Source organism: Chryseobacterium sp. FR048 (assembly GCF_056844665.1).
In genome coordinates this window covers 1-20,436 of sequence record NZ_JBXDSE010000008.1, presented here as the reverse complement: position 1 = coordinate 20,436, position 20,436 = coordinate 1, and the positions used below count along the sequence as shown (strand labels likewise).

The window sequence follows — 20,436 nt, the reverse complement described above, 5'->3', positions numbered from 1 at the left end:
TTAAAATTTATATTCCAGTATCAAGGTTCCTCTTGCTCCCAAAGCATTGATGTAATCAGCGTCTCTTGCTGACCACCAGGCAATTGATGGCTGATAAAGTCTGTTGAAAACATTTTCAACCCCCAGTGATACCTTCCAGTTATGGTTGATTTCGTAGCTCGATTTAAAGTTGAAAACCGTGTAGTCCGGAACGTATCCTTCTCCATAGGCATAGAGACCTTTTGCATTGGGCTCGAATCTGTTTTGCTGGAAAGAATGAAGCATATCCAGCCCGATTGATAAGGCCGGAATAGGTTTTCCCTGAATGTAGGCCAGTACTTTTGGAGCTGAAATTCTGCTGTTATTGATCTTGGAAGAATAATTGCCATCATCTTTTGATGAGGTAATCCCCTCCATCCAGCTATAACTTCCGCCAAACTGAATCCATTTTACAGGAGTGAAATGAAGAAACCCTTCTATACCATAGACAATTTCAGGTGCTCTCTGGATCATTAATGCTCTGTCCGGGCTCTGTACAAATGATGCTCCCAGTTTAGATGTACTTACATAAGACGTCAGTTCATAATTCAGCCAGCTTGAAAGTTGTCCGGTAGCTCCCAATTCATAATTGTTAACAATAATAGGTTTGGTTTCAAGGCTCTTTATGGTTTCGGAAGTTGAGGTTCTTAAAATTCTCCCCAGCTCATTGATAGAGTAGGCCTGTGAAAAGCTTGCAAAAAGATTAATATAGGGTTCAATGTTATAACGGATTCCGATATTTCCTACAAGGGCATTATAATTTAGCTTTCCGCCTTCTACCGGAATACTTTTCGTAAAGGTTCCGTCACTTTTCACAACAGAAAGGGTATTGAAGTCGTCTACATTTACTTTGATGTTTTCATAGCGAAGTCCTCCTTTGATGGTCAGCTTTTTGAACAGGTCAATTTTTGCCAATACAAAAGGGGCCATATTGGTCATGCTCATATTAGGTGTCCAGAATCGGCCGTCTTCCAGTTTCTGTACGGTTTTATCGTTCAGAATATCAGCTCCGTAGATGATTTCTCCCTGTGAGTTGGCTGAATTCCATAATTGGGTGTCAAAATTGAATCTGGCACCCGCTTTTTTAGAAAGAACATTGGACTGCCCGCCATTAAAAAAGGTATCACTGTATCCATAAACCGTTTTGAAATCCTGATAATAAAGATTGATATTCAAAGAAGTGCCTGCAAACAGGTTCTTATTGTCATAGCTTACCCGGATATTATGATTTTTTGGAGTTCCCTGTGGAGTGGTTTCCAGGCTTTTACCTATTCCCTCGCCAATAGTAGGCTTTATTCCATATTTTCCGGTACTTAATCCTACATTAAGGTCTGATCTTGAAGAATATCCGATATAAGAGGCTTCGACTCTCTGGTTCTCATTGATGTCATATCCCAATTTCAGCATTCCGTTGTAATTATCCATCTTGGCGGTGCTGTAGGTAGGGCTCAGCAGAATACCGTCTGCATCTTTCATATAGCCGGTTCTTTCGTAGGCCAATGAGAGGGTATAATCAAACTTTTTAATCTTTCCTGATAAAAGCTGGCTCGCTCTTACGCCTAAGGTTCCGCCATAAGGCTGACCTGTAAGACCAATCTGTGAGATTCCGGAAATCGGTTTATCGGTTTTATTTCTTTTCGTAATATAGTTGATGATTCCACCATCTGCACCATTTCCATAAATAGCAGAAGCACCTTTGATCACTTCAACTCTTTCAATGGCGGACGGGTCAATAACCCTTAGATCTCTTGCTCCGTTACGAAGTGGAGTAGACTGTGGAATTCCATCAATCAGTACAAGTACCTGACGTCCCCTCAAGGTCTGTCCCGTATTGGAAGTCTGTCCTGAATTGGTTCCTAAACTGGGAACGGTATACTGCAGGATACTGGTAATATCAGAATTGACCGTCAACTGAGACTGGATCTGCTTTTCCCCTACAATGGTAATAGAACTTGGGACCTCTTTGATACTTTCTCTTTTTCTGGAAGCAGTCATCACGACTTCCTCAACCGTTTTGGTTTGTAAAGTATCTTTCACCTGGGCAAAAACGACAGTGGTTCCCAGGCAGGCAGCTGATAAAAGCGCTTTTTTCATTATATTTTCTTTCCTTGTTTTTTTCTTTTTCCCCACCAGACCAAAAATCCGGTTACCGGGAGTGATGTACAGATGAGGCCGGCAATGAACCATATGATTTTTCCAAACAGCCCGAAGTAGGAACCTGTATGAATATCATAATTGGCATTGGCATATTTTTCAGCGTTATTCAGTTTTTGATGAGGTTTATTGGCAAGTAGTTTTCCTGAGTATTTATCAAAAGTTAAAAGATTTCTCTCGCTGAATCTTCCTTCCTGTCCGTAAATGGTTACCGGAAGGTTTTTAAGATCTTTTCCTTTTTTATTTTTTCCATTCAAAGAGATCCTGAAGCTGGAGGAGCCGGCATATAGTTTCTCAGTCTGTGCGGCAGCTATATCGAAAACAGCTTCATTCTTTACCATTAATGAATCCGGAGATTTGATCTCTTTTTCCTTTGGAAGATCCATCGAACCCGATAAGGCGAGATTAAACGTATTTTTTACATAGGGATAGGCAAAATAAATCCCGGTGATACTCAGCAATAATGCAATGAATGAAGCATAAAACCCGAGTATATTATGAAGATCGTAGTTTTTACGCTTCCAGGTTTTTACATTTTTCCAGCTGAACCAGAAACGGCCTTTTCGGGCGTTCTTATTTTTCGGCCACCATAGGATAATTCCTGTAATCAGCATGAATATGAAAAGCACTGTAGGAATTCCCACTACATATTTTCCCCAGTCAGAGTTTAACAGCAGCCCCCAATGGATGTACTTTAAAATATTGAAAAAATCATACTTCTCATTGTACACAGCCAGGATTCCTCCGGTATACTGATTGACGTAGACCTGCTTGTTGATAAGCACTTCCTGAAAATAATTCCAACCCTTTTTATTTTTTTCATAATACAGAAAACGGTAGGATTTGGTTTTGTCCAAAGGAATTTCAACCGAACTCAGCGGATATTTTTCATTCAGTTCTAAAGTGACTTTTTCACGAAGAAGATGGATGGGGAGTGGTTTTTTATTGGGATCTTCCTTTTTTACATAGATCGCTTCTTTACGGAGGCTGTTCTGAACATCATCCTTAAAAACATATAAAGTCCCTGTAAGAGAGACGATGAAAACAATAAGGCCAACGGATAAGCCAAACCACAAATGCAGTTTGGCAGACCATTTCTTCGTTGGAGAAACTTTCTTTTGATGATGATGCTTTTTTTTCATAGCAAAAAGTTAACCCCTGAAGGGCTAACCTTTATTTTTTAAAATTTATATCCGATTGAAATTCTGAAGTTTCTTGGCGCATCTGCCTGATAATAATAGTACCCGGCATATGGTGCTCCGGAATATAAATATCTGTTGAAGATATTGAATACATTAAAGTTTACTCTGAATTTTGAATTTTCCCACGAGGCTCCTGCATCAAATTTTACATAATCAGCCATCTGCTGAGTGTTTATACTTCCCCAGCCCCAGCTGCTTCTGTCTGCCATATAAGTTCCTCCAAAGCTTAGCCCGAAACCTTCAAGAACATTATTGCTGAACGTATAGTTTAGCCAACCGTTTGCAGTGTGTTTTGCATATCCGGGAACACGGTCTCCTTTTTTGCTTACAGCAGTTGTTTCAGTAAACTTATTTTCTGTAAAGGCATAATTGAAAATAGCGTTGAAGCCTTTTACAATTTCTCCTTTCAGGTCAAATTCTACTCCCTGTACTCTTGTTTTACCAAGGAGGATAGAGTATTTTCCATTAGGGTTATCGGTAAGATCCGGATCTCCGGTAATCTCATTATTCTTATTAATATTATATATTGAAAGGGTAGTGTTCCATTTTCCTGCAAACCAGTCTTTCTTAAATCCTACTTCAATATTATTTCCTGTTAGCGGTGTTGCTGTTGTCCCGTCTCTGAATAAACCTGCTTGAGGTACAAATGACTGATCATATAATGCATATGCAGACATATTTTCATCTATAGAATAGCTAAGTCCAATACGGGGCGTGATTCTATTAGCTTCAGATTTTGTTCCGTAATTGACCTCCTTTACGTTCGTATAACGTGCTGCTAATGTAAGTCTTAACGCATCGTTGAAGAAGCCTAGTTCATCCTGTAAATATAAACCTGTATATCTCTGGTCAATAGTGCTTCCTGCGCCTGCTCTTACAGAAAGAGGAGTAGATTTGTTGAATGGTTTATAAGCAGCTGTATTGTTTGGTCCAAAATAACCACCTTCTCCATTAATGTCATAATTGTTGGTGTCCGTATTATACCAATAACTATGGTCCGCTACATTATTATTGACCGCATCAAAATCTCCGTTGGCATTATATTTATCCATATTATAGCCTTGAGACCAGTCTGCCATATACTTTTTACTTCCAAGGTCAAGACCTGCCAGAATTTTGTGCGAAACAGGCCCGGTTTTTACAAGACCGTTTAAGAAGACCTGACCGAATTTCATGGTGTTGTCTGCTTCCCAATAATTTAAACGTCGGATCATATGGTTTCCTTCGAACATACTTGGCCAGATGTCGCTTCCCATAGTATACTCATTCACATAGGTCAATTGAGAGGTTAATTTCCAGTTTTCATTAAATTTATGCTGTAAATTAACATTGATGGTATTGTTATCAACTTTTGTAGGATCGAGACCGGGATCTGTAATCGTGTAGTTTACAGGTTTTGCTCTGTACCCCTGAAAACTGAATACATAGGCAGATCCTACTTCAGACATTTTTGCCTTTTGGTAAATATATTCGGCGGTCAGAGTAGTTTTGTCACTAAGGTCTACTTTGATTGACGGATTGATGATGTATCTGTCATTGAATTCGTAATCTCTGAAACTGTTTTTGTTTTGTGCCATTAAATTGAGTCTGAAAGCTACCTTATCAGTAATTTTCGTATCAATATCAGTTTCTCCTCTATACATATTGAAACTTCCGAGTGTTACCCTCGCTGTTCCGTTGAAACTGTGTCCGGTTGGCTTTTTCGTGACAATATTATAAATTCCGCTTGGTTCACCATTCGACATTAAGAATCCGGATGGCCCTTTGATGAATTCAATATGATCCACGTAGCTCATATCTTCACTTAAAGGTCCCCAGGTTGAGGTTACGTTTACTCCGTTCATGAAAGCAGCGGCTCTGGCCCCTCTCATATTAACCCTTGTGTACATATCTCCCCAGTGCTCAAGTCTTTGAGCTCCGGCAACGTTTCTTAAAACACCATCACTTAAAGTCGTTACCTGCTGATCTTCTAAAGCTTTATTGGTAATGATAGAGATGTTCTGAGGAATTTTGATAAGGGCTTCATCCAGACGAAGAGAAGATGAACCCTGCTTTTCTACATATTTCTTATAATACCTTCCGTTAACGATAACTTCTTCAATATCATTAGATTTAATCGTGTCTTTTTTCTCTTGTGCAAAAGTGAACATTGAAGTCAATAATGCAGCACCTATCGTCAGTCTTTTCATTGTTTTATAAGGGGGGAGTAATTTATTTTAACAGTTTAGAATTTATAAGTAAGTGTTCCTACAGCATTGATTAGCCTCTGTGGATTGGCTGTGGTATACCCAATCCAGTAATGCTGGTTGGTAAAGTTGTCTACTTTCACTCCAATTCTGAATTTTCTGGCATCATAATAAGCACTTGCATTCAAGACAATATAAGATGGTAATGAAAACACTCCGTCTGCGGAATTGTAAATTTTATTTTCGCTGGCATAGTTTCCGCCTACACCAAATCCCAATCCTTTAAGGCTTCCATCTAAGAACTGATAGCTTGCATATACATTAGCCAGATAAGATGATCCTGAGGTATTGGGTCTTCTATCCAGTACCGACGGATCAGCTTTAGTATATTTTGAATCATTGTAGCTGAAACCGGCAATGGCTGTAAATCCTTTTAACAGATAAGCGTTCACTTCAAGCTCCACACCTCTGCTTACAATCGTTCCATCCTGCACCTGAGCACGGGGATTATTTGCAACAAAGGCACTTCTTAATACATCTTTTACCTGAATATTGTAATAACTGAATGTGGAAGATACTTTTCCGTTGAATAAATTGGTTTTAACCCCTCCTTCCAACTGATTGGCCTGCTCTGGCAGAGGTGTTCTCGTATTTCCGGAGGCATCCACATAATAATCAAGATTTTTGAAGCTGTTCTGGTAATTTCCAAAAACCGAAACTTTATCTTTTATCAACTCATAGACTACACCTAGTTTTGGAGAAAAGAAAGTTTGGTTTAATTTTTTCTTTTCTTCAGAGTTCGCGGCACCGGTAATACCCGGTTTATTGGTGAAGTTATCTACCCTTAATGCCATTAATACATTAAGATTAGACGTTATATTTAAAACATTTGAAATATAGACGGCATAGTTTTCCTGGATTCCTTTGATCAGATATGGGTTTTCATTTCCTGCCATGGCATTGTATTGTGCCTGTAGAGAAGAGCCATTAAAATGAGTATAATCAAAACCTGGCTGATGTAAAGGAACAGGAATTGAATTTCCCTGCGCATCTCTATCAAATCCATTTACATCATAAAAATTCTGATTATTGTTTACTCTTAAATAATCAAAGCCTAAAACGACTCTGTTTCTTAAGTTTCCGATACGGAAATCTCCATTGAAATTCTGTTGAAAATTAAGAGATCTTTTTCTGCTGTCTCTCGTAGACTGATCACTTCTGTACATTCTGTCTGTGCTGTCTCCCATAAAATAGAAATAAGGCATAAATCCGTCAGAATAGCTGGATGATGTACTGAAATTGGTAGAAGAAGTAATCGAATTTGAAATCTTATAATTGACCTGTCCGAAGAAATTGATGCTTCTTCCTGTATTGGTAAGATCTTTTCCTAAATATGAATTTTTATAATCCAGGTTGAGATCCTTGATATTATTTACTTTCTGAAGATAGTCACCGGAGTAGAAGAAAAAGGTCTGATCTCCCATATTCTTCATCTGGAAAAGTTCCATATCCAGATTAATACTTAAACGGTCTGTTGGTTTGTAGCTTAAACTTGGTGCGATTGCCAGATTTCTTCTGAACCCTTCAGTCTGGAAAGTTCCTTCATTGGTATAGGCAGAATTCAGACGGAACAATAATTTTTTATCTTGGGTAAGGGGAGTGTTAATGTCCACAGCGGCTCTGTATGTATCATAACTACCGCCAGCGAAACTGACATTTCCTCCAAATGTTTCATATGGTTTTTTGGTCACTCTGTTGATCACCCCACCATAGCTTGACAGTAAACTTCCGAATAGAGTTCCTGACGGTCCTTTCAAAACTTCTATTTTTTCAAGATTCACAGCATCTATTGTTCCCGTTACTGCTCCTAAAACTCCATTTCTTAAAGAATTGGCAGAGACAAAGCCTCTCAAACTTACATAGGCCCCTCCATCTCCGGCTCTACCATTGGAGGTCCACATGGTTTGTAAACCGGTAATGTTTTTAAAGGCATCATCTACCGTATAGACTCCCTGATTTTCTAAAATGCTCTTATCTACACTTGAGTATACCTGTGGATTTTCAATAGCCTTTAGAGGCATTTTATTTGACGATTCACTGTCCTTTTTAATATAAGTGTTTATAAGTATTACTTCATCAATGTTTTTGGTGTTTACAGAATCCTTTTTCTGAGCAAAAGTTAGAAGGGACCCTAACATTGAGACACAGACCAGTACATTTTTCATGAAAGTCAAATTTTTTGCAAATATATTATTTTTAACTATTCTAAATAAATAATGAAATTGATATTTATCATAAAATTATTATACACTAGATAACAAAAAACCGCTCCGGCTAATGCCAGAGCGGTTTTTCAATAATATTGTTAAATTTTTCTTATGCCGGAATTTCTCCTTTATATAAGAAAGAAATAATCTCTTTGTTGAGTTTATCAATCATTTCACTGAATAAGTGGAAAGATTCCTGTTTGTAGATAACAAGCGGATCTTTCTGCTCGTAAACCGCACCCTGAGATGATCTTCTAAGGTCATCCATTTCACGAAGGTGAAGTTTCCAGTTTTCATCAATAATCGATAGAGTGATGTTCTTTTCAAAGTCATTCACTAAACTTTCACAATGAGTATCATATGCTTCTTTTAAGTCAGCTACGATGGTCATTGTTTTGTGACCGTCTGTGAAAGGAACCTGGATCATTTTGAACATTGAACCCTGATTCTGGTATACATTCTCAATAATCGGGAATGATTTTTCCTTCAATAGGTTCAGCTTCATTTGGTAATCCTCCTGAGCTGCTTTGAATAGGATATTGGTAAGATCCTGAACGTTTTTGTTATTAAAATCATTTTGAGAAACCGGAGATTCCATCGTAAATGTTTTAATGATTTCGTATTCAAAATCCTTATAATTTCCTGTAGCTTTTCCTTTTGCAACGATAGAGTTCGCCACATCAAAGATCATATTCGTGATGTCATACTTCAGGTGATCTCCGAACAGAGCATTCTTTCTTCTCTTATAGATAACGTCACGTTGCTTGTTCATTACGTCATCATACTCAAGAAGTCTCTTTCTTGTTCCGAAGTTATTTTCTTCCACTTTTTTCTGAGCTCTTTCAATAGACTTACTGATCATAGAGTGCTGAATAACTTCACCTTCTTTATGACCCATTCTGTCCATCATCTTAGCGATTCTTTCAGAACCGAATAAACGCATCAGGTTGTCTTCAAGAGATACATAGAACTGAGAACTTCCCGGATCTCCCTGACGTCCCGCTCTACCTCTCAACTGTCTGTCAACACGTCTTGAATCGTGTCTTTCAGTACCGATGATCGCTAATCCTCCGGCATCTTTTACCGCTTTTGAAAGCTTGATGTCGGTACCACGACCTGCCATGTTGGTTGCAATCGTTACAACTCCTGGCTGACCTGCTCCGGCAACAATCTCCGCTTCCTTCTTGTGAAGTTTCGCGTTCAATACCTGGTGTGGAATTTTTCTTAATTGAAGTGCCTTAGAAAGTAATTGAGAAATTTCAACTGAAGTTGTACCTACAAGTACAGGTCTTCCGGCAGCTGTTAATTTTTCAACCTCTTCAATTACGGCATTGTATTTTTCTCTGTTAGTTTTGTAAACTAAATCCTGTCTGTCATGTCTTAAGATCGGACGGTTGGTAGGAATTACCACAACATCTAATTTGTAGATCTCCCAAAGCTCCCCCGCTTCTGTTTCAGCAGTACCGGTCATCCCGGCAAGCTTGTTGTACATACGGAAATAGTTCTGAAGCGTAATGGTTGCAAAAGTTTGAGTGGCTGCCTCAATTTTTACATTCTCCTTCGCTTCGATCGCCTGGTGAAGACCGTCAGAATAACGTCTTCCTTCCATGATACGACCTGTCTGCTCGTCAACGATTTTTACTTCACCATCAATTACTACATACTCATCATCTTTTTCAAATAATGTATACGCTTTCAATAGCTGGCTCATCGTGTGAACTCTTTCAGATTTTTCAGCAAAATCACCGAAAAGTTTTTCTTTAGCTTCGAATTCTTCTTCTTTAGTTAAGTTCTTAGCCTCTACTTCAGCGATTTCAGTTCCGATGTCCGGAAGTACGAAGAAGTTAGGATCTGAGTTACCCTGAGACATATATTCAACCCCTTTGTCTGTAAGATCAACCTGGTTGTTTTTCTCTTCGATGACGAAATAAAGATCTTTATCTACGATCGGCATGTCACGGTTGTTGTCCTGCATGTATTGTGCTTCCACTTTCTGAAGCAATGCTCTGTTTCCGCTTTCCGATAAGAATTTGATTAATTGTCTGTTTTTAGGAAGACCTCTGTATGCCTGAAGCAATTTGAATCCTCCTTCCTTAGTGTTTCCTGCAGCGATTAATTTTTTCGCTTCATTAAAGATTGCAGAAACCGTTTTTTTCTGAACTTCAACAATTCTGTCGATAGAAGGCTTAAGAACATCAAATTCCTGTCTGTCTCCCTGAGGAACCGGACCTGAAATGATCAAAGGTGTTCTTGCATCATCTACCAATACAGAATCCACCTCATCCACGATCGCAAAGTTCAATTCTCTTTGTACCAGTTCTGAAGGTGAAGTCACCATGTTGTCTCTCAGATAATCGAAACCAAATTCGTTGTTCGTACCGTAAGTAATATCTGAGTTGTATGCTTTTCTTCTTCCGTCTGAGTTCGGCTGGTGGTTATCGATACAGTCGATAGACATTCCGTGGAACTGATAAAGAGGACCCATCCAAGCGGAGTCTCTTTTCGCAAGATAGTCATTCACGGTTACAACGTGAACCCCTCTTTCCGGAAGTGAATTTAAATAAATAGGTAATGTTCCTACCAAAGTTTTACCTTCACCGGTTGCCATCTCGGCAATTTTACCACTGTGAAGAATAATACCTCCGATAAACTGAACATCATAGTGGACCATATCCCAAACTACAGGAGTTCCGGCAGCGTCCCATGAGTTTTTCCAAACAGCCTGGTCTCCCTGGATCTCAACAAAATCTTTTCCTGCAGCAGCCAGTTCTCTATCCCAGTCACTTGCTGTTACACGAATTTCTCCGTTCTGTGCCCATCTTCTTGCTGTTTCTTTGATCAATGCAAAGGCTTCAGGAAGAACTTGTACAAGAACTTTCTCTTCGATTTCGTAGGATTCTTTCTTCAGAGACTCAATCTTTGAGAAAAGAGCTTCTTTTTCGTCAACGTTTGTTGAATTTTTTATCTGCTCTTTAATCTGTTCTATTTGAGCTGTGATCTTGCTGGTTGCAGATTTTATATTCTCTTTAAACTCAGCCGTCTTTTGTCTCAAACCATCATCAGACAATTGTCCGATGTTTGGTTCTACAGCTTTGATTTTTGTTACAACTTTTTTTACTTCTTTTAGGTCCTGCGCTTTTTTGTCTCCCAAAAACCCTTTAAGAACTTTGTTTAAAAAACTCATAAATTTTTTGCTTTATGCTTAATGCAAAATGCTTTAAGCGTTTTAAATAACACGCTTATCGTGTAAATTAATATATAAAAAAGGGCAAAAAAGCTCTAAGCACACAGCCTAAAGCTTATCGCTTTATTAATATTCGTCCTCGTTCCAAAGGAAGTCCTCATCAGTAGGGTAGTCACTCCATACTTCCTCAATAGATTCATAAATCTCTCCTTCGTCTTCGATAGCCTGAAGGTTTTCCACTACTTCCATCGGTGCACCAGTTCTGATTGCGTAGTCAATAAGCTCTGCTTTTGTCATTGGCCAAGGTGCGTCACTTAGATATGAAGCTAATTCTAATGTCCAGTACATAATTTTCTAATTTTTTGCAAAAGTATAAAAATAGGTTGTATAATAAACTTTTTTATACTTGATTTTCAATTCTTTTTATAATATTTTCTTGTAAATGTCTGTCACCAACTGCATGGCAGGCCATGTCAGCAATTTACTTAATGACGTTTTCTCAAAAACCATTCCACAAATTTTTTTATGCCATTTTGGAAGTCTGTGTCCGGTTGATAACCTATTAATGTCTTCGCTTTTGATATATCTGCATTGGTTTTTGTGACATCTCCCGGCTGCATTGGCAGAATTTTTTTCGTGGCAGATTTTCCAAGGGCATTTTCTATGCTGGCCACCATCTCAGATAAAGTGACTACCTGGTTTTCGCCCAGGTTCAGAATTTCATATACCCCGGAATGGTTCTCCAGATAAAGGATCGATTTTAGAATCCCATCAATAATATCATCAATATAAGTATAATCTCTGGCTGTATTTCCGTCGCCGTAGAAAGGAATTTCCGTTTCTTCTGAAATAAGACGGGTGAACTTGTGGATGGCAAGATCCGGGCGCTGTCTCGGGCCATAGACTGTGAAGAACCTGAGCTGTATCATATCTATATGGTATAGGTTATGATAAACATGTCCCAGAATTTCCCCGCTTTTCTTAGTGGCAGCATAAGGAGAAATAGGATTATCTACATTATCGGCTTCCGCAAAAGGGATTTTTTCGTTGTTTCCGTAAACACTTGAGGAGGAAGCACAAATAAATTTTTTAATATTGAAATCTTTGCAGAGTTCCCAAAGATTCATCGTACCCCGTACGTTCACTTCTTCATACTCTAAAGGCCTTTCAATGGAGGGGCGTACACCAGCCAGTGCGGCAAGATGAATGACCATATCAATTGGGTGATTCTTAAAGATTTTTTCGAGTCCTTTCAGATCTCTTATATCTTGATAATAAAGAGAATATTGATCAGACTGAGTGAGGGAAATCAAGTGCTGAATGTCTGTCTCTTTATCAGAGAATTCAAAATTCGGAATTTTACCGATTGACTCTAAAGTATTTTTAATTTTTACCTGATAGCTGTAGAAATTATCAAAATTGTCAATGTTTATGACAGAATGTCCATTTCTTAATAATTGCTCAACTAAATGTGAACCAATGAACCCGCTGCCTCCTGTTACAAGGTAAGTCATCTGTGATTTTTTATGTGTGCAAATATAAATTTTACTTTTTGAAAATATAATCATTAAATTTACTTAAAAAAGTAATATAAATACAATATGCAGTTTCAAGGGCAAATTTTAAAAATGACGAGCTACGATGCAAAGCCGATCCAGTACTATCTTAATCTTTCAGGGGATCTGATCCATATGAATGAGCTGTTTGGAAAAGAGCTGAGCATAAAGCATGTGGGATTTCAATGTGTAAACTGTGGTGAAAATAAGCCTATTTATAGAATGGGATTTTGTAAAAGCTGTTTCTTTGAAAGTCCATATGCCAGTGATACCATTATCCGCCCGGAGCTTTCTACAGCGCATCTGGGGGTGGCAGAACGCGACCTTGAAGTAGAAAAACAAATCCAACTTCAGCCTCACACCGTATATCTGGCATATACCGGAGATGTAAAAGTAGGGGTGACCAGAAATACCCAGATCCCCACAAGATGGATTGATCAGGGAGCTACTTTTGCGCTGCCGATTGCCAGAACAGAAAACCGTTACGAGGCAGGAATGATAGAAGTTGCTTTGAAAGAACACCTGGCAGACAAAACCAATTGGAGAAAGATGCTTCAGGATGATTTTGAAGGAGAAATAGATCTTGCAGACTTCAGACAGAAGATCAAAGAATATTTCCCTGAAGACTTTCAAAAATTTTACAGTGAAGGAGAAGAATTATGGATGTTTGATTATCCTTTTGAAAAACCTGAAAAAGTAACGTCATTCACATTAGATAAAAAACCTGAATTTACAGGAAAACTATCCGGAATCAAAGGACAGTATCTTGGGTTTGAAGGTGGAAATTTTATCAATGTAAGAGGACATGAGGGATATGTAATAGAATTAGGAATAAAGTAATAATAATGCATAAACTTTTATTTTTCTTTTTACTTTCTACCTGCCTTGGAAAATCACAAAAAATTTCTAAAAAAGACGTTGATTATATTGAAAAAGATCCAGAAACAGGTTGGTTTCGAGCTAAAAGTAAAACTGGGAAGTATGGGTTTATTGATAAAGATAGTATAATAAAGATTCCTTTCATATATGATTTTATTAATCCTTTTGATGAGAATAAATTAGCGTATGTAAAAGATAAGGGAAAGGAGTTATACATTGATGTTAAAGGGGAAATAATAATCCCTGAGAACTATACTGAATTAGGACTCTTTTCAGAGGGACTTGTTTCTGCGAAAAAGAATGGCAAGTTTGGGTTTATTGATGCATCGGGGGAAACAGCAATTTCCTTTCTTTACGATAGTGCAGGTTTTTTTTGTCAAGGATTAGCTTTAGTTTCAAAAAATAAAAAATATGGATTTATAGATAAAGAAGGTAAAGAAATAATCCCTGTTATCTATAGTTCGGCTTGGCACTCTCAAACAGATAGTATTGTTATAATATCTAATGATGAAAAGTGGGCTTTTGTTAATAACAACGGAAAGTTTTTGTCAGATTTTGTATATGATAAAGTCTTTACTGGATATAAAAATATGATACCATCCGTGGTCAACGGAGACAAAACCACTTATTTCAAAAATGGAGCAGTCTTAGTTTTAAGAAATAAGAAATATGAATTTCTCAATGAAAAAATAGAATCTGCTTTTCCTGAAAATAAATTTGATTCTGCTTCAGTATTTGATACCTATAAAAATGCAATTGTTAAAAGAAGTGGTAAATATGGAATTATCAATTCAGATGGAATAGCAAAAGCACCAATAGAATATGATTTTATAAAATACTTTGATACTAATCATAATTCATCGGAATATTATAATGCAAGAAAGGGTAAGGTATTTCATATTTATAATAAGGATCTAAAAAAGATAGGAGAGTCACATCAACCAATATATAATGACTTTTCAGTTTCAACACCAGTAATTATATTTAGAAATTTACAAGAAAAGTATGGAATGGTGAATTCAAACGGTAACATTGTAATTCCTTTTGAATATGAAGAACTTTACAAACAGGAAAGTGGCTTTATTGTTGGAAAAAGAAATGGAAAAGCGGGAGTATTCGATAAAAATGGAAAGCTGCGAATTTCTTTTGAATATAAAGACTTATATGAGTTTGACGATAAAAATGGAATATATCTCGCTGATGGCAACAAGATTGTAGACACGGATAATAAGGTGTTATTGTCAGGATACCAAAATATAGCACCTGTTTATTATAATAATGAGCGATTTATTGTTTCCAGAAATAAGAAGTACGGAATTGTTGATATTAAGAATAAGGTATTATTGCCATTGGAGTATGATGAAATCTCAAATTGGGTTGAATATGGGCCCCGTGATCGCCATTTTATTGTTAAAAATGGTAAGCATGGCTTGATAGAACACGGAACTTTTAAGGTAATTATCCCTCCAGTTTATGATCTGTTTATTCAAAGAAGAGGAATGATTTTTGCCCATAAAAATGGTAAATCAGGTATTTTAAATATTAATAATAAGGAAATCTGTCCTTTTATTTTTGATGAGATTAAGCCCGACCTTTTTTTTGGATATGGGTATAACGAAAAGAATTATAATATTTATTCTAGAAAAGGGAATAAATTCTACGAAATAACCTCAACGGGAAAGATCATAAAAGAGATTTCCAGAAAAGTTTATAAAGAAAACACCGAGCACCAAAATAGATAAATATGAAAAAATGGGTTAAAAGACTATTAATAAGTTTCGGAATCCTGGCGGGAGTTCTTCTTGCTGCGAATTTCGGACTGAACATATGGCTTAAAACCCAGCTTCCGGATTATATAAAAAAGAATACGGACTATAAAGTTTCCTACAAAACACTGGATGTAGACCTTGGAACAGGAAATATTCTGGCAACAGGAATTTCAGTTAACAGTAAAGATCCTCAAAATACCAATGTTATAGGCCTTCAGGGAACCATTGATACTTTAAAGATAGGCCGTTTTGGAATTTATGATGCAATTTTCAACAAAAGAATAAGCTCTTCTGACCTGTTGCTGGCCAGGCCTAACCTGAACGTAATTCTTGCGAAACCTGTTGACCAAAAAACCGGAAAAAAAAGAAATCCTTTCCTGTTTGAGAACATCAGGATCAATGATGGTTCTATAGCGGTTTTCAGACACACCAAACAGAAATTTCTTTCTGTACAGCAGTTGAATCTATTGGTAGAAAACCTGCAGATGTCGGAAGAATCTATAGAGAACAAATTGCCCGTTGTTTTTGATCGCTACAGTATCAAAGGAGAACGTTTTTTCTTTCGGCCGGATCAGGTATATGCAATCACGATCAGTTCCATTAATACAGAAAACGGGCAGATGTCTGTTGAGAATTTTAAGCTGACTCCGCTTTTGTCTTTTACCCAGTTTAAAAAGTTTTATCCCAAAAAGGCTCAGTTATTTGAATTCGCAATTCCTAAAATGGACTTCAAAGATGTGGCTTTCAATAAAAATAAAGTATCCCTTACCAATGCAGAATTTCAGAATCCTGTTTTTACAGTTTATAATACAGGGGTGAAATCTAAAAAAGCAGAGAAGAAATCAAACTTTGAAATCAATTTAGAGAATATAAAGCTTAGTAATGCAGCTGTTCAGATCAATAAGCCGGATGGCAACAGACTTTTATCTGCCGGAAATCTTAATCTGAAGATCAATCAATTCTTGTTTAATAAAGAAACTGCAGGGCAGATTGTCCCTGTAAAGTATAAAGACTTCACATTTTCCGGAAAAGATATTGTGTATTCTGATCATCAGAACATACATATAGGAAGTGTAGCTTTGAAACCAACCAACGGTGAAATCAGAAATGTTATATTGACACCAGGGGCTCCTGAAAGTGGCAAAACAACAATGGATTTAAAAACCAATCTCATTGCTTTTAATATCAATAAGATGGATTTTGTTGACAAAAAATTGGTGCTGGACCTTAAAGATGTTCTTATTGATCATGTAAACGGAACGATAAAAGCAGGAGAGAATAAACAAAATAAAAATCCGGAGCCTGGAGTCATTCATTCCGTTGTCGTACGGAAAGTCTCGCTGAAAAACTCAGATATTACCTATGATAAAGGAAGGCAGCCATTGTCTTTTCATGACCTGAATGCTACGGTAAACAATATTGAGATAGCCCCGAATCCTAATAAGAAAGGACTTTCTTTCCAGGTAAAAGATTATTTTCTCACCATCAGAAATTTTGCTTACAAAACACAGTTTTACAATATCAGCCTTGGTTTGCTGAAATTGAATAAAAATAAAATACAGGCCAATAATTTTGCAATGAAGCCTCTCGTTTCGAGAGCTCAGTTTATCAAAATGATACCTGTTGAAAGAGATTTATATGATTTAAAAGCAGGGCAGATCACCGCAGAAGGAAATTGGGACCTGTTTTCCCAAAATAAAATGATCAATGCTTCACACATGGTCATACAATCTGCAGATGCCAATATTTTCAGAAGTAAAATTCCGAAAGATGATCCGAAAATAAAAGCACTGTATTCAAAAATGCTGCGTTCCATTAAAATTCCAATGACGGTGGATCATCTGGATCTGAAAAATTCTGTTCTGGTATATGAAGAAGACACTCCCGAAAGTATGGGCCCGGGAAAACTGACATTTGGAAATTTTAATATGAATGTCAGAAATCTGAATTCTGCCAAAGTCAAAGGAAAGCCTACAAAAGTAGACATTAAGATCAACTGCTCATTTATGAATCAGTCTCCACTTTCCGTGAACTGGAGTTTTGATGTTGCTGATCAGAAGGATGCTTTTGCCATTTCAGGGAAAACGTCCGGTCTTCCTGCCAGTGGAATCAATCCATTTATCAGGCCTTATCTTCATGTGACCGCTACTTCAGGTACTATTCAGGAAATGCGCTTTGACTTTAAAGGAAATCCTGCCGGACTGCACGGGACATTTAATCTCAAGCATAAAGATCTGAAAATAGCGGTCTTGAATAAGCATAATCATGAGAAAAAAGGTCTCCTGACTGCAGTTGCCAATATTTTTATTAAATCAGACTCCGGGAGCTTTCCGGAATCGGTTGCGGTGGAAAATGTAGAGCGTGATCCTACAAAATCATTCTTTAATCTCTTCTGGAAAGGAATCGAACAGGGATTGAAAAAGACGCTGATTGGTAAAAATGTAGAAAAAACAGAGAAGAAAGTCAAAAATGCAGTTTCTTCCGTGAAAGAAATGAAACAGTCTGTGAAGGAAATAAAACAGGAGATTAAAAATAAAAAATCAGAATCACAACTGCAGGAAGAGAAAAAAGAGAAGAAAGGATTCCTGAATAATATCTTTAAAAAGAAAGACGGTTCACAGAAATAACTTTTTAAACCATTGAAAATAATATAAGAACCCGTAATCTGATCTTCCGATAGAGATAAAAGGTATTATTTTATATAAAACAAATCCAATGGTTTAAAAAATTAATATAGTCTTGGACTTGCTTAGAAATTGAATTCGTCACTTTCCAGAATCGGGATGTTTCTTAAAAATTCATCAAACTTCTCACCGGGATAATTGCTGTCTGCCCCATAAGAGTCTATGATCATGCCACGGTTTCCGGCAGTATCCTTTAATACATAAAGTACGGCATTGTCGTCAGGATTGCTGTCTCCTTCGAAGCGGTAGGTTTTTAAAATCGTCAATTCGGAGGGTTGATAGACTTTATCAGAATTTTCAAACTTCATCTCACAGTTTTCATTCATCCTGAATTCCCTGTGTATTCCTCTTTCAGAAAGCGTTTTCATGACTTGGCTCAAGGTTGTCATTCTGTCGAAGTTTTCTGGATTTTCCATAATAATATTTTTCTTGTTAAGTACAATAATTAAACCATTGCATTTCTAAATATAAGAAAAATAGCCCATTACAGTTTTCTTAAAAATAAAGTTTAATGTTAACAAAATTTATAATTCAGAAAAATAAAATAGGTACACTTTTTGCAATGCATATAACAATAAATCAAAGAAAATATGAAAAAAGAAGTTGGAGTTTTACTGGCAGGAGGAGTTGGTCTTTTGGCAGTATTAAGTTTAATAAGTATTAAAAAAATTTTGACTAAAAAAGATAAAAAATATAGTGATTCCTATTCGGATTATCACAGACACTTTGATGAAAAGAACCACGACGATGAAAACCACGGAGTGGAATTTTACGCGCTGAAGTAGTAAAAAAATATATTAATTATGTTTAATCCAACACTTTTTATGGTGTTGGATTTTTTTGTGGAAAACTTTAATGTTAAAACTCATGATTATATAAAAAATCCATTCTAATTTTACATCAGTATGCAAAACGAAAATTTCATAAAAGGTCAGGGTGCTCAGCGGAACGTTATCAATCGTTTCGACAGATATACCTATGAGCCTGAAGATGAAGATTTCGAAACGGTGAAAACCTCTTTTACCGAAGTTTTTCCCAAAACCATTGTCAATCAGGTCAAAAGCGAAGACCTTCCGATGGAATATTCGATGAATCCTTATCAGGGATGTGAGCACGGATGTTCCTATTGCTTCGCAAGACCTACCCATGAGTATTGGGGCTATAGTGCTGGGATTGATTTTGAAAGAAAGATCATGGTGAAGAAAAATGCACCCGAACTTCTGGAGAAATTTTTTCAGAAAAGAGGGTATAAAGCTGCTCCCATTTTACTGTCAGGAAATACAGATTGCTATCAGCCAGCCGAGAGACAGTTTGAAATTACCAGAAAATTACTGCAGGTTTGTCTTGATTACCGACATCCTGTCAATGTTCTGACAAAAAATGCCATGGTATTAAGAGATATAGATATTTTAAAACCAATGGCTGAGCAGAATTTAGTTTCCGTTTCCTTAAGTATTCCTACGATCAACGAAGAATTGAGAAGAAAGATGGAGCCAAGAACAAGTTCTGCAAAAAATAAACTGAAGGCCATAGAAATTCTCTCCGAAAATAAAATTCCAGTACATGTTATGATAGCGCCGATCATTCCTGGTTTGAACAGCGATGAACCGTTGAATATCTTAAAATGCATTTCAGAGGCAGGGGCTCTAGGATTTGGATATACCCTTGTACGGTTAAATGACACCGTGGAACCGGTTTTTGTCAATTGGATCGAAACCCATTTCCCGGACAGGGCACAGAAAGTTTTGAATCTGATCCGTTCTATGCGTGGAGGGAAACTCGGAGACAAAAGATATTTTGAAAGACAGAGAGGGGAGGGGAATATTGCAGAAATGATTCATACTACTTTTAAGATCGGCAGAAAGAAGTTTTTTGAGGGTAAAGAATTTCCGAAACTTTCCACGGCCAACTTTACCGGGACAAAAGATCAGCAACTGAGATTATTTGATTGATCATAATGCACAATATGCTTATCTATATTATATATAGTATAAAAAGTCAGCCTTTATCAGTCAGTTTTCATTTTTCACATATTATATATAGTATAGCCGGTTTTTTAGGAGCTATTTCCCGCTATCCACTCATACTCCTCGCCCCCGCGCGCTCCAACTCCTAAACCATCCAGCTTTCCAACCCATGCTGTGGGGTAACCGCTCCTATCGGGGCTAGTAAAATGCGCAATAAGCAATGAGTATTAAGTAATAAATGGTGAATCATCAATAATAGTGATCCGGATTTCTGCTAAAATCGAAAAATCAATATGGCAATGATAAATGCTATTAGGTAATATACCATTATATATAATAATATCCATTCAATAGGAACGGGCTTTAGCCCGTTCACCTAAAAAGCCCACAATCCATCGGCTTTAGCCAAAACCTAGAAACATTCATTACCCCAGGCACCCATCTCCACAGTCTTTATCATGCCGTAGGCATCTCAACAAAGCTTTCCAGATTACTATATAAATAGAAAATTCAAAAAACATACTATATAATAGGTATAATTTTCATTATGTATCCACTGCACCTACTATA

Annotated in this window: 13 protein-coding genes; 5 read left to right on the top strand and 8 right to left on the bottom strand. The window is 37.1% G+C overall.

Annotated features, from left to right (window positions below):
- The 7 genes from AC106K_RS20550 to AC106K_RS20520 all read right to left on the bottom strand — a co-directional run bounded on the left by AC106K_RS20550 (position 1) and on the right by AC106K_RS20520 (position 12,525).
- The gene (locus AC106K_RS20550; RefSeq protein WP_482447314.1) at positions 1-2,112 is read right to left on the bottom strand and encodes a TonB-dependent receptor; all 2,112 of its coding nucleotides are present in this window, start codon (positions 2,110-2,112) and stop codon (positions 1-3) included.
- On the bottom strand, positions 2,112-3,314 hold the full coding sequence (locus tag AC106K_RS20545) for a PepSY-associated TM helix domain-containing protein (protein ID WP_482447313.1): 1,203 nt from the start codon (positions 3,312-3,314) through the stop codon (positions 2,112-2,114). Before AC106K_RS20545 ends, AC106K_RS20550 begins: the two co-directional genes overlap by 1 nt.
- Before the next feature lie 38 nt (positions 3,315-3,352).
- Positions 3,353-5,563, bottom strand: coding sequence for a TonB-dependent siderophore receptor (locus tag AC106K_RS20540; protein ID WP_482447312.1), 2,211 nt, complete (start codon positions 5,561-5,563; stop codon positions 3,353-3,355).
- A gap of 35 nt (positions 5,564-5,598) precedes the next feature.
- Complete coding sequence (locus AC106K_RS20535) at positions 5,599-7,785, bottom strand: TonB-dependent siderophore receptor (RefSeq protein ID WP_482447311.1); 2,187 nt, start codon at positions 7,783-7,785, stop codon at positions 5,599-5,601.
- Between the two features lie 151 nt (positions 7,786-7,936).
- Positions 7,937-11,011, bottom strand: a complete 3,075-nt coding sequence (secA, locus tag AC106K_RS20530) for a preprotein translocase subunit SecA (protein ID WP_482447310.1) — start codon at positions 11,009-11,011, stop codon at positions 7,937-7,939.
- Between the two features lie 126 nt (positions 11,012-11,137).
- The gene (locus AC106K_RS20525; protein ID WP_002662059.1) at positions 11,138-11,359 is read right to left on the bottom strand and encodes a DUF2795 domain-containing protein; all 222 of its coding nucleotides are present in this window, start codon (positions 11,357-11,359) and stop codon (positions 11,138-11,140) included.
- A 137-nt stretch (positions 11,360-11,496) separates the two neighbouring features.
- Positions 11,497-12,525 (bottom strand): GDP-mannose 4,6-dehydratase, encoded by a 1,029-nt coding sequence (locus tag AC106K_RS20520; protein WP_482447309.1) that lies wholly within the window; start codon positions 12,523-12,525, stop codon positions 11,497-11,499.
- A gap of 87 nt (positions 12,526-12,612) precedes the next feature.
- On the opposite strand from AC106K_RS20520, the gene AC106K_RS20515 reads away from it, so the two are divergent.
- From AC106K_RS20515 to AC106K_RS20505, 3 genes are read left to right on the top strand one after another with little or no spacing between them, the layout of a single operon-like run.
- Positions 12,613-13,407 (top strand): DUF2797 domain-containing protein, encoded by a 795-nt coding sequence (locus AC106K_RS20515; RefSeq protein WP_482447308.1) that lies wholly within the window; start codon positions 12,613-12,615, stop codon positions 13,405-13,407.
- A gap of 5 nt (positions 13,408-13,412) precedes the next feature.
- Positions 13,413-15,188 carry a WG repeat-containing protein gene (locus AC106K_RS20510; protein ID WP_482447307.1) on the top strand — a complete coding sequence of 592 codons (1,776 nt, stop codon included), beginning with the start codon at positions 13,413-13,415 and terminating at the stop codon, positions 15,186-15,188.
- A 2-nt stretch (positions 15,189-15,190) separates the two neighbouring features.
- Positions 15,191-17,842, top strand: a complete 2,652-nt coding sequence (locus tag AC106K_RS20505) for a hypothetical protein (RefSeq protein ID WP_482447306.1) — start codon at positions 15,191-15,193, stop codon at positions 17,840-17,842.
- Positions 17,843-17,964: 122 nt separating this feature from the next.
- On the opposite strand, the gene AC106K_RS20500 is transcribed toward AC106K_RS20505, so the two are convergent.
- Positions 17,965-18,315 carry a hypothetical protein gene (locus AC106K_RS20500; RefSeq protein ID WP_482447305.1) on the bottom strand — a complete coding sequence of 117 codons (351 nt, stop codon included), beginning with the start codon at positions 18,313-18,315 and terminating at the stop codon, positions 17,965-17,967.
- A 174-nt stretch (positions 18,316-18,489) separates the two neighbouring features.
- On the opposite strand from AC106K_RS20500, the gene AC106K_RS20495 reads away from it, so the two are divergent.
- Together AC106K_RS20495 and AC106K_RS20490 are read left to right on the top strand one after the other, a co-directional pair.
- Positions 18,490-18,684, top strand: a complete 195-nt coding sequence (locus tag AC106K_RS20495; protein ID WP_047099586.1) for a hypothetical protein — start codon at positions 18,490-18,492, stop codon at positions 18,682-18,684.
- A gap of 120 nt (positions 18,685-18,804) precedes the next feature.
- On the top strand, positions 18,805-19,851 hold the full coding sequence (locus AC106K_RS20490; RefSeq protein WP_482447304.1) for a PA0069 family radical SAM protein: 1,047 nt from the start codon (positions 18,805-18,807) through the stop codon (positions 19,849-19,851).
- The last annotated feature ends 585 nt before the right edge of the window (positions 19,852-20,436 follow it).

Excerpts from the sequence above, each read along its gene's own strand:
- AC106K_RS20550 (WP_482447314.1), bottom strand. The coding sequence starts at position 2,112 with ATGAAAAAAGCGCTTTTATCAGCTGCCTGCCTGGGAACCACTGTCGTT.
- AC106K_RS20545 (WP_482447313.1), bottom strand. The coding sequence starts at position 3,314 with ATGAAAAAAAAGCATCATCATCAAAAGAAAGTTTCTCCAACGAAGAAA.
- AC106K_RS20540 (WP_482447312.1), bottom strand. The coding sequence starts at position 5,563 with ATGAAAAGACTGACGATAGGTGCTGCATTATTGACTTCAATGTTCACT.
- AC106K_RS20535 (WP_482447311.1), bottom strand. The coding sequence starts at position 7,785 with ATGAAAAATGTACTGGTCTGTGTCTCAATGTTAGGGTCCCTTCTAACT.
- secA (WP_482447310.1), bottom strand. The coding sequence starts at position 11,011 with ATGAGTTTTTTAAACAAAGTTCTTAAAGGGTTTTTGGGAGACAAAAAA.
- AC106K_RS20525 (WP_002662059.1), bottom strand. The coding sequence starts at position 11,359 with ATGTACTGGACATTAGAATTAGCTTCATATCTAAGTGACGCACCTTGG.
- AC106K_RS20520 (WP_482447309.1), bottom strand. The coding sequence starts at position 12,525 with ATGACTTACCTTGTAACAGGAGGCAGCGGGTTCATTGGTTCACATTTA.
- AC106K_RS20515 (WP_482447308.1), top strand. The coding sequence starts at position 12,613 with ATGCAGTTTCAAGGGCAAATTTTAAAAATGACGAGCTACGATGCAAAG.
- AC106K_RS20510 (WP_482447307.1), top strand. The coding sequence starts at position 13,413 with ATGCATAAACTTTTATTTTTCTTTTTACTTTCTACCTGCCTTGGAAAA.
- AC106K_RS20505 (WP_482447306.1), top strand. The coding sequence starts at position 15,191 with ATGAAAAAATGGGTTAAAAGACTATTAATAAGTTTCGGAATCCTGGCG.
- AC106K_RS20500 (WP_482447305.1), bottom strand. The coding sequence starts at position 18,315 with ATGGAAAATCCAGAAAACTTCGACAGAATGACAACCTTGAGCCAAGTC.
- AC106K_RS20495 (WP_047099586.1), top strand. The coding sequence starts at position 18,490 with ATGAAAAAAGAAGTTGGAGTTTTACTGGCAGGAGGAGTTGGTCTTTTG.
- AC106K_RS20490 (WP_482447304.1), top strand. The coding sequence starts at position 18,805 with ATGCAAAACGAAAATTTCATAAAAGGTCAGGGTGCTCAGCGGAACGTT.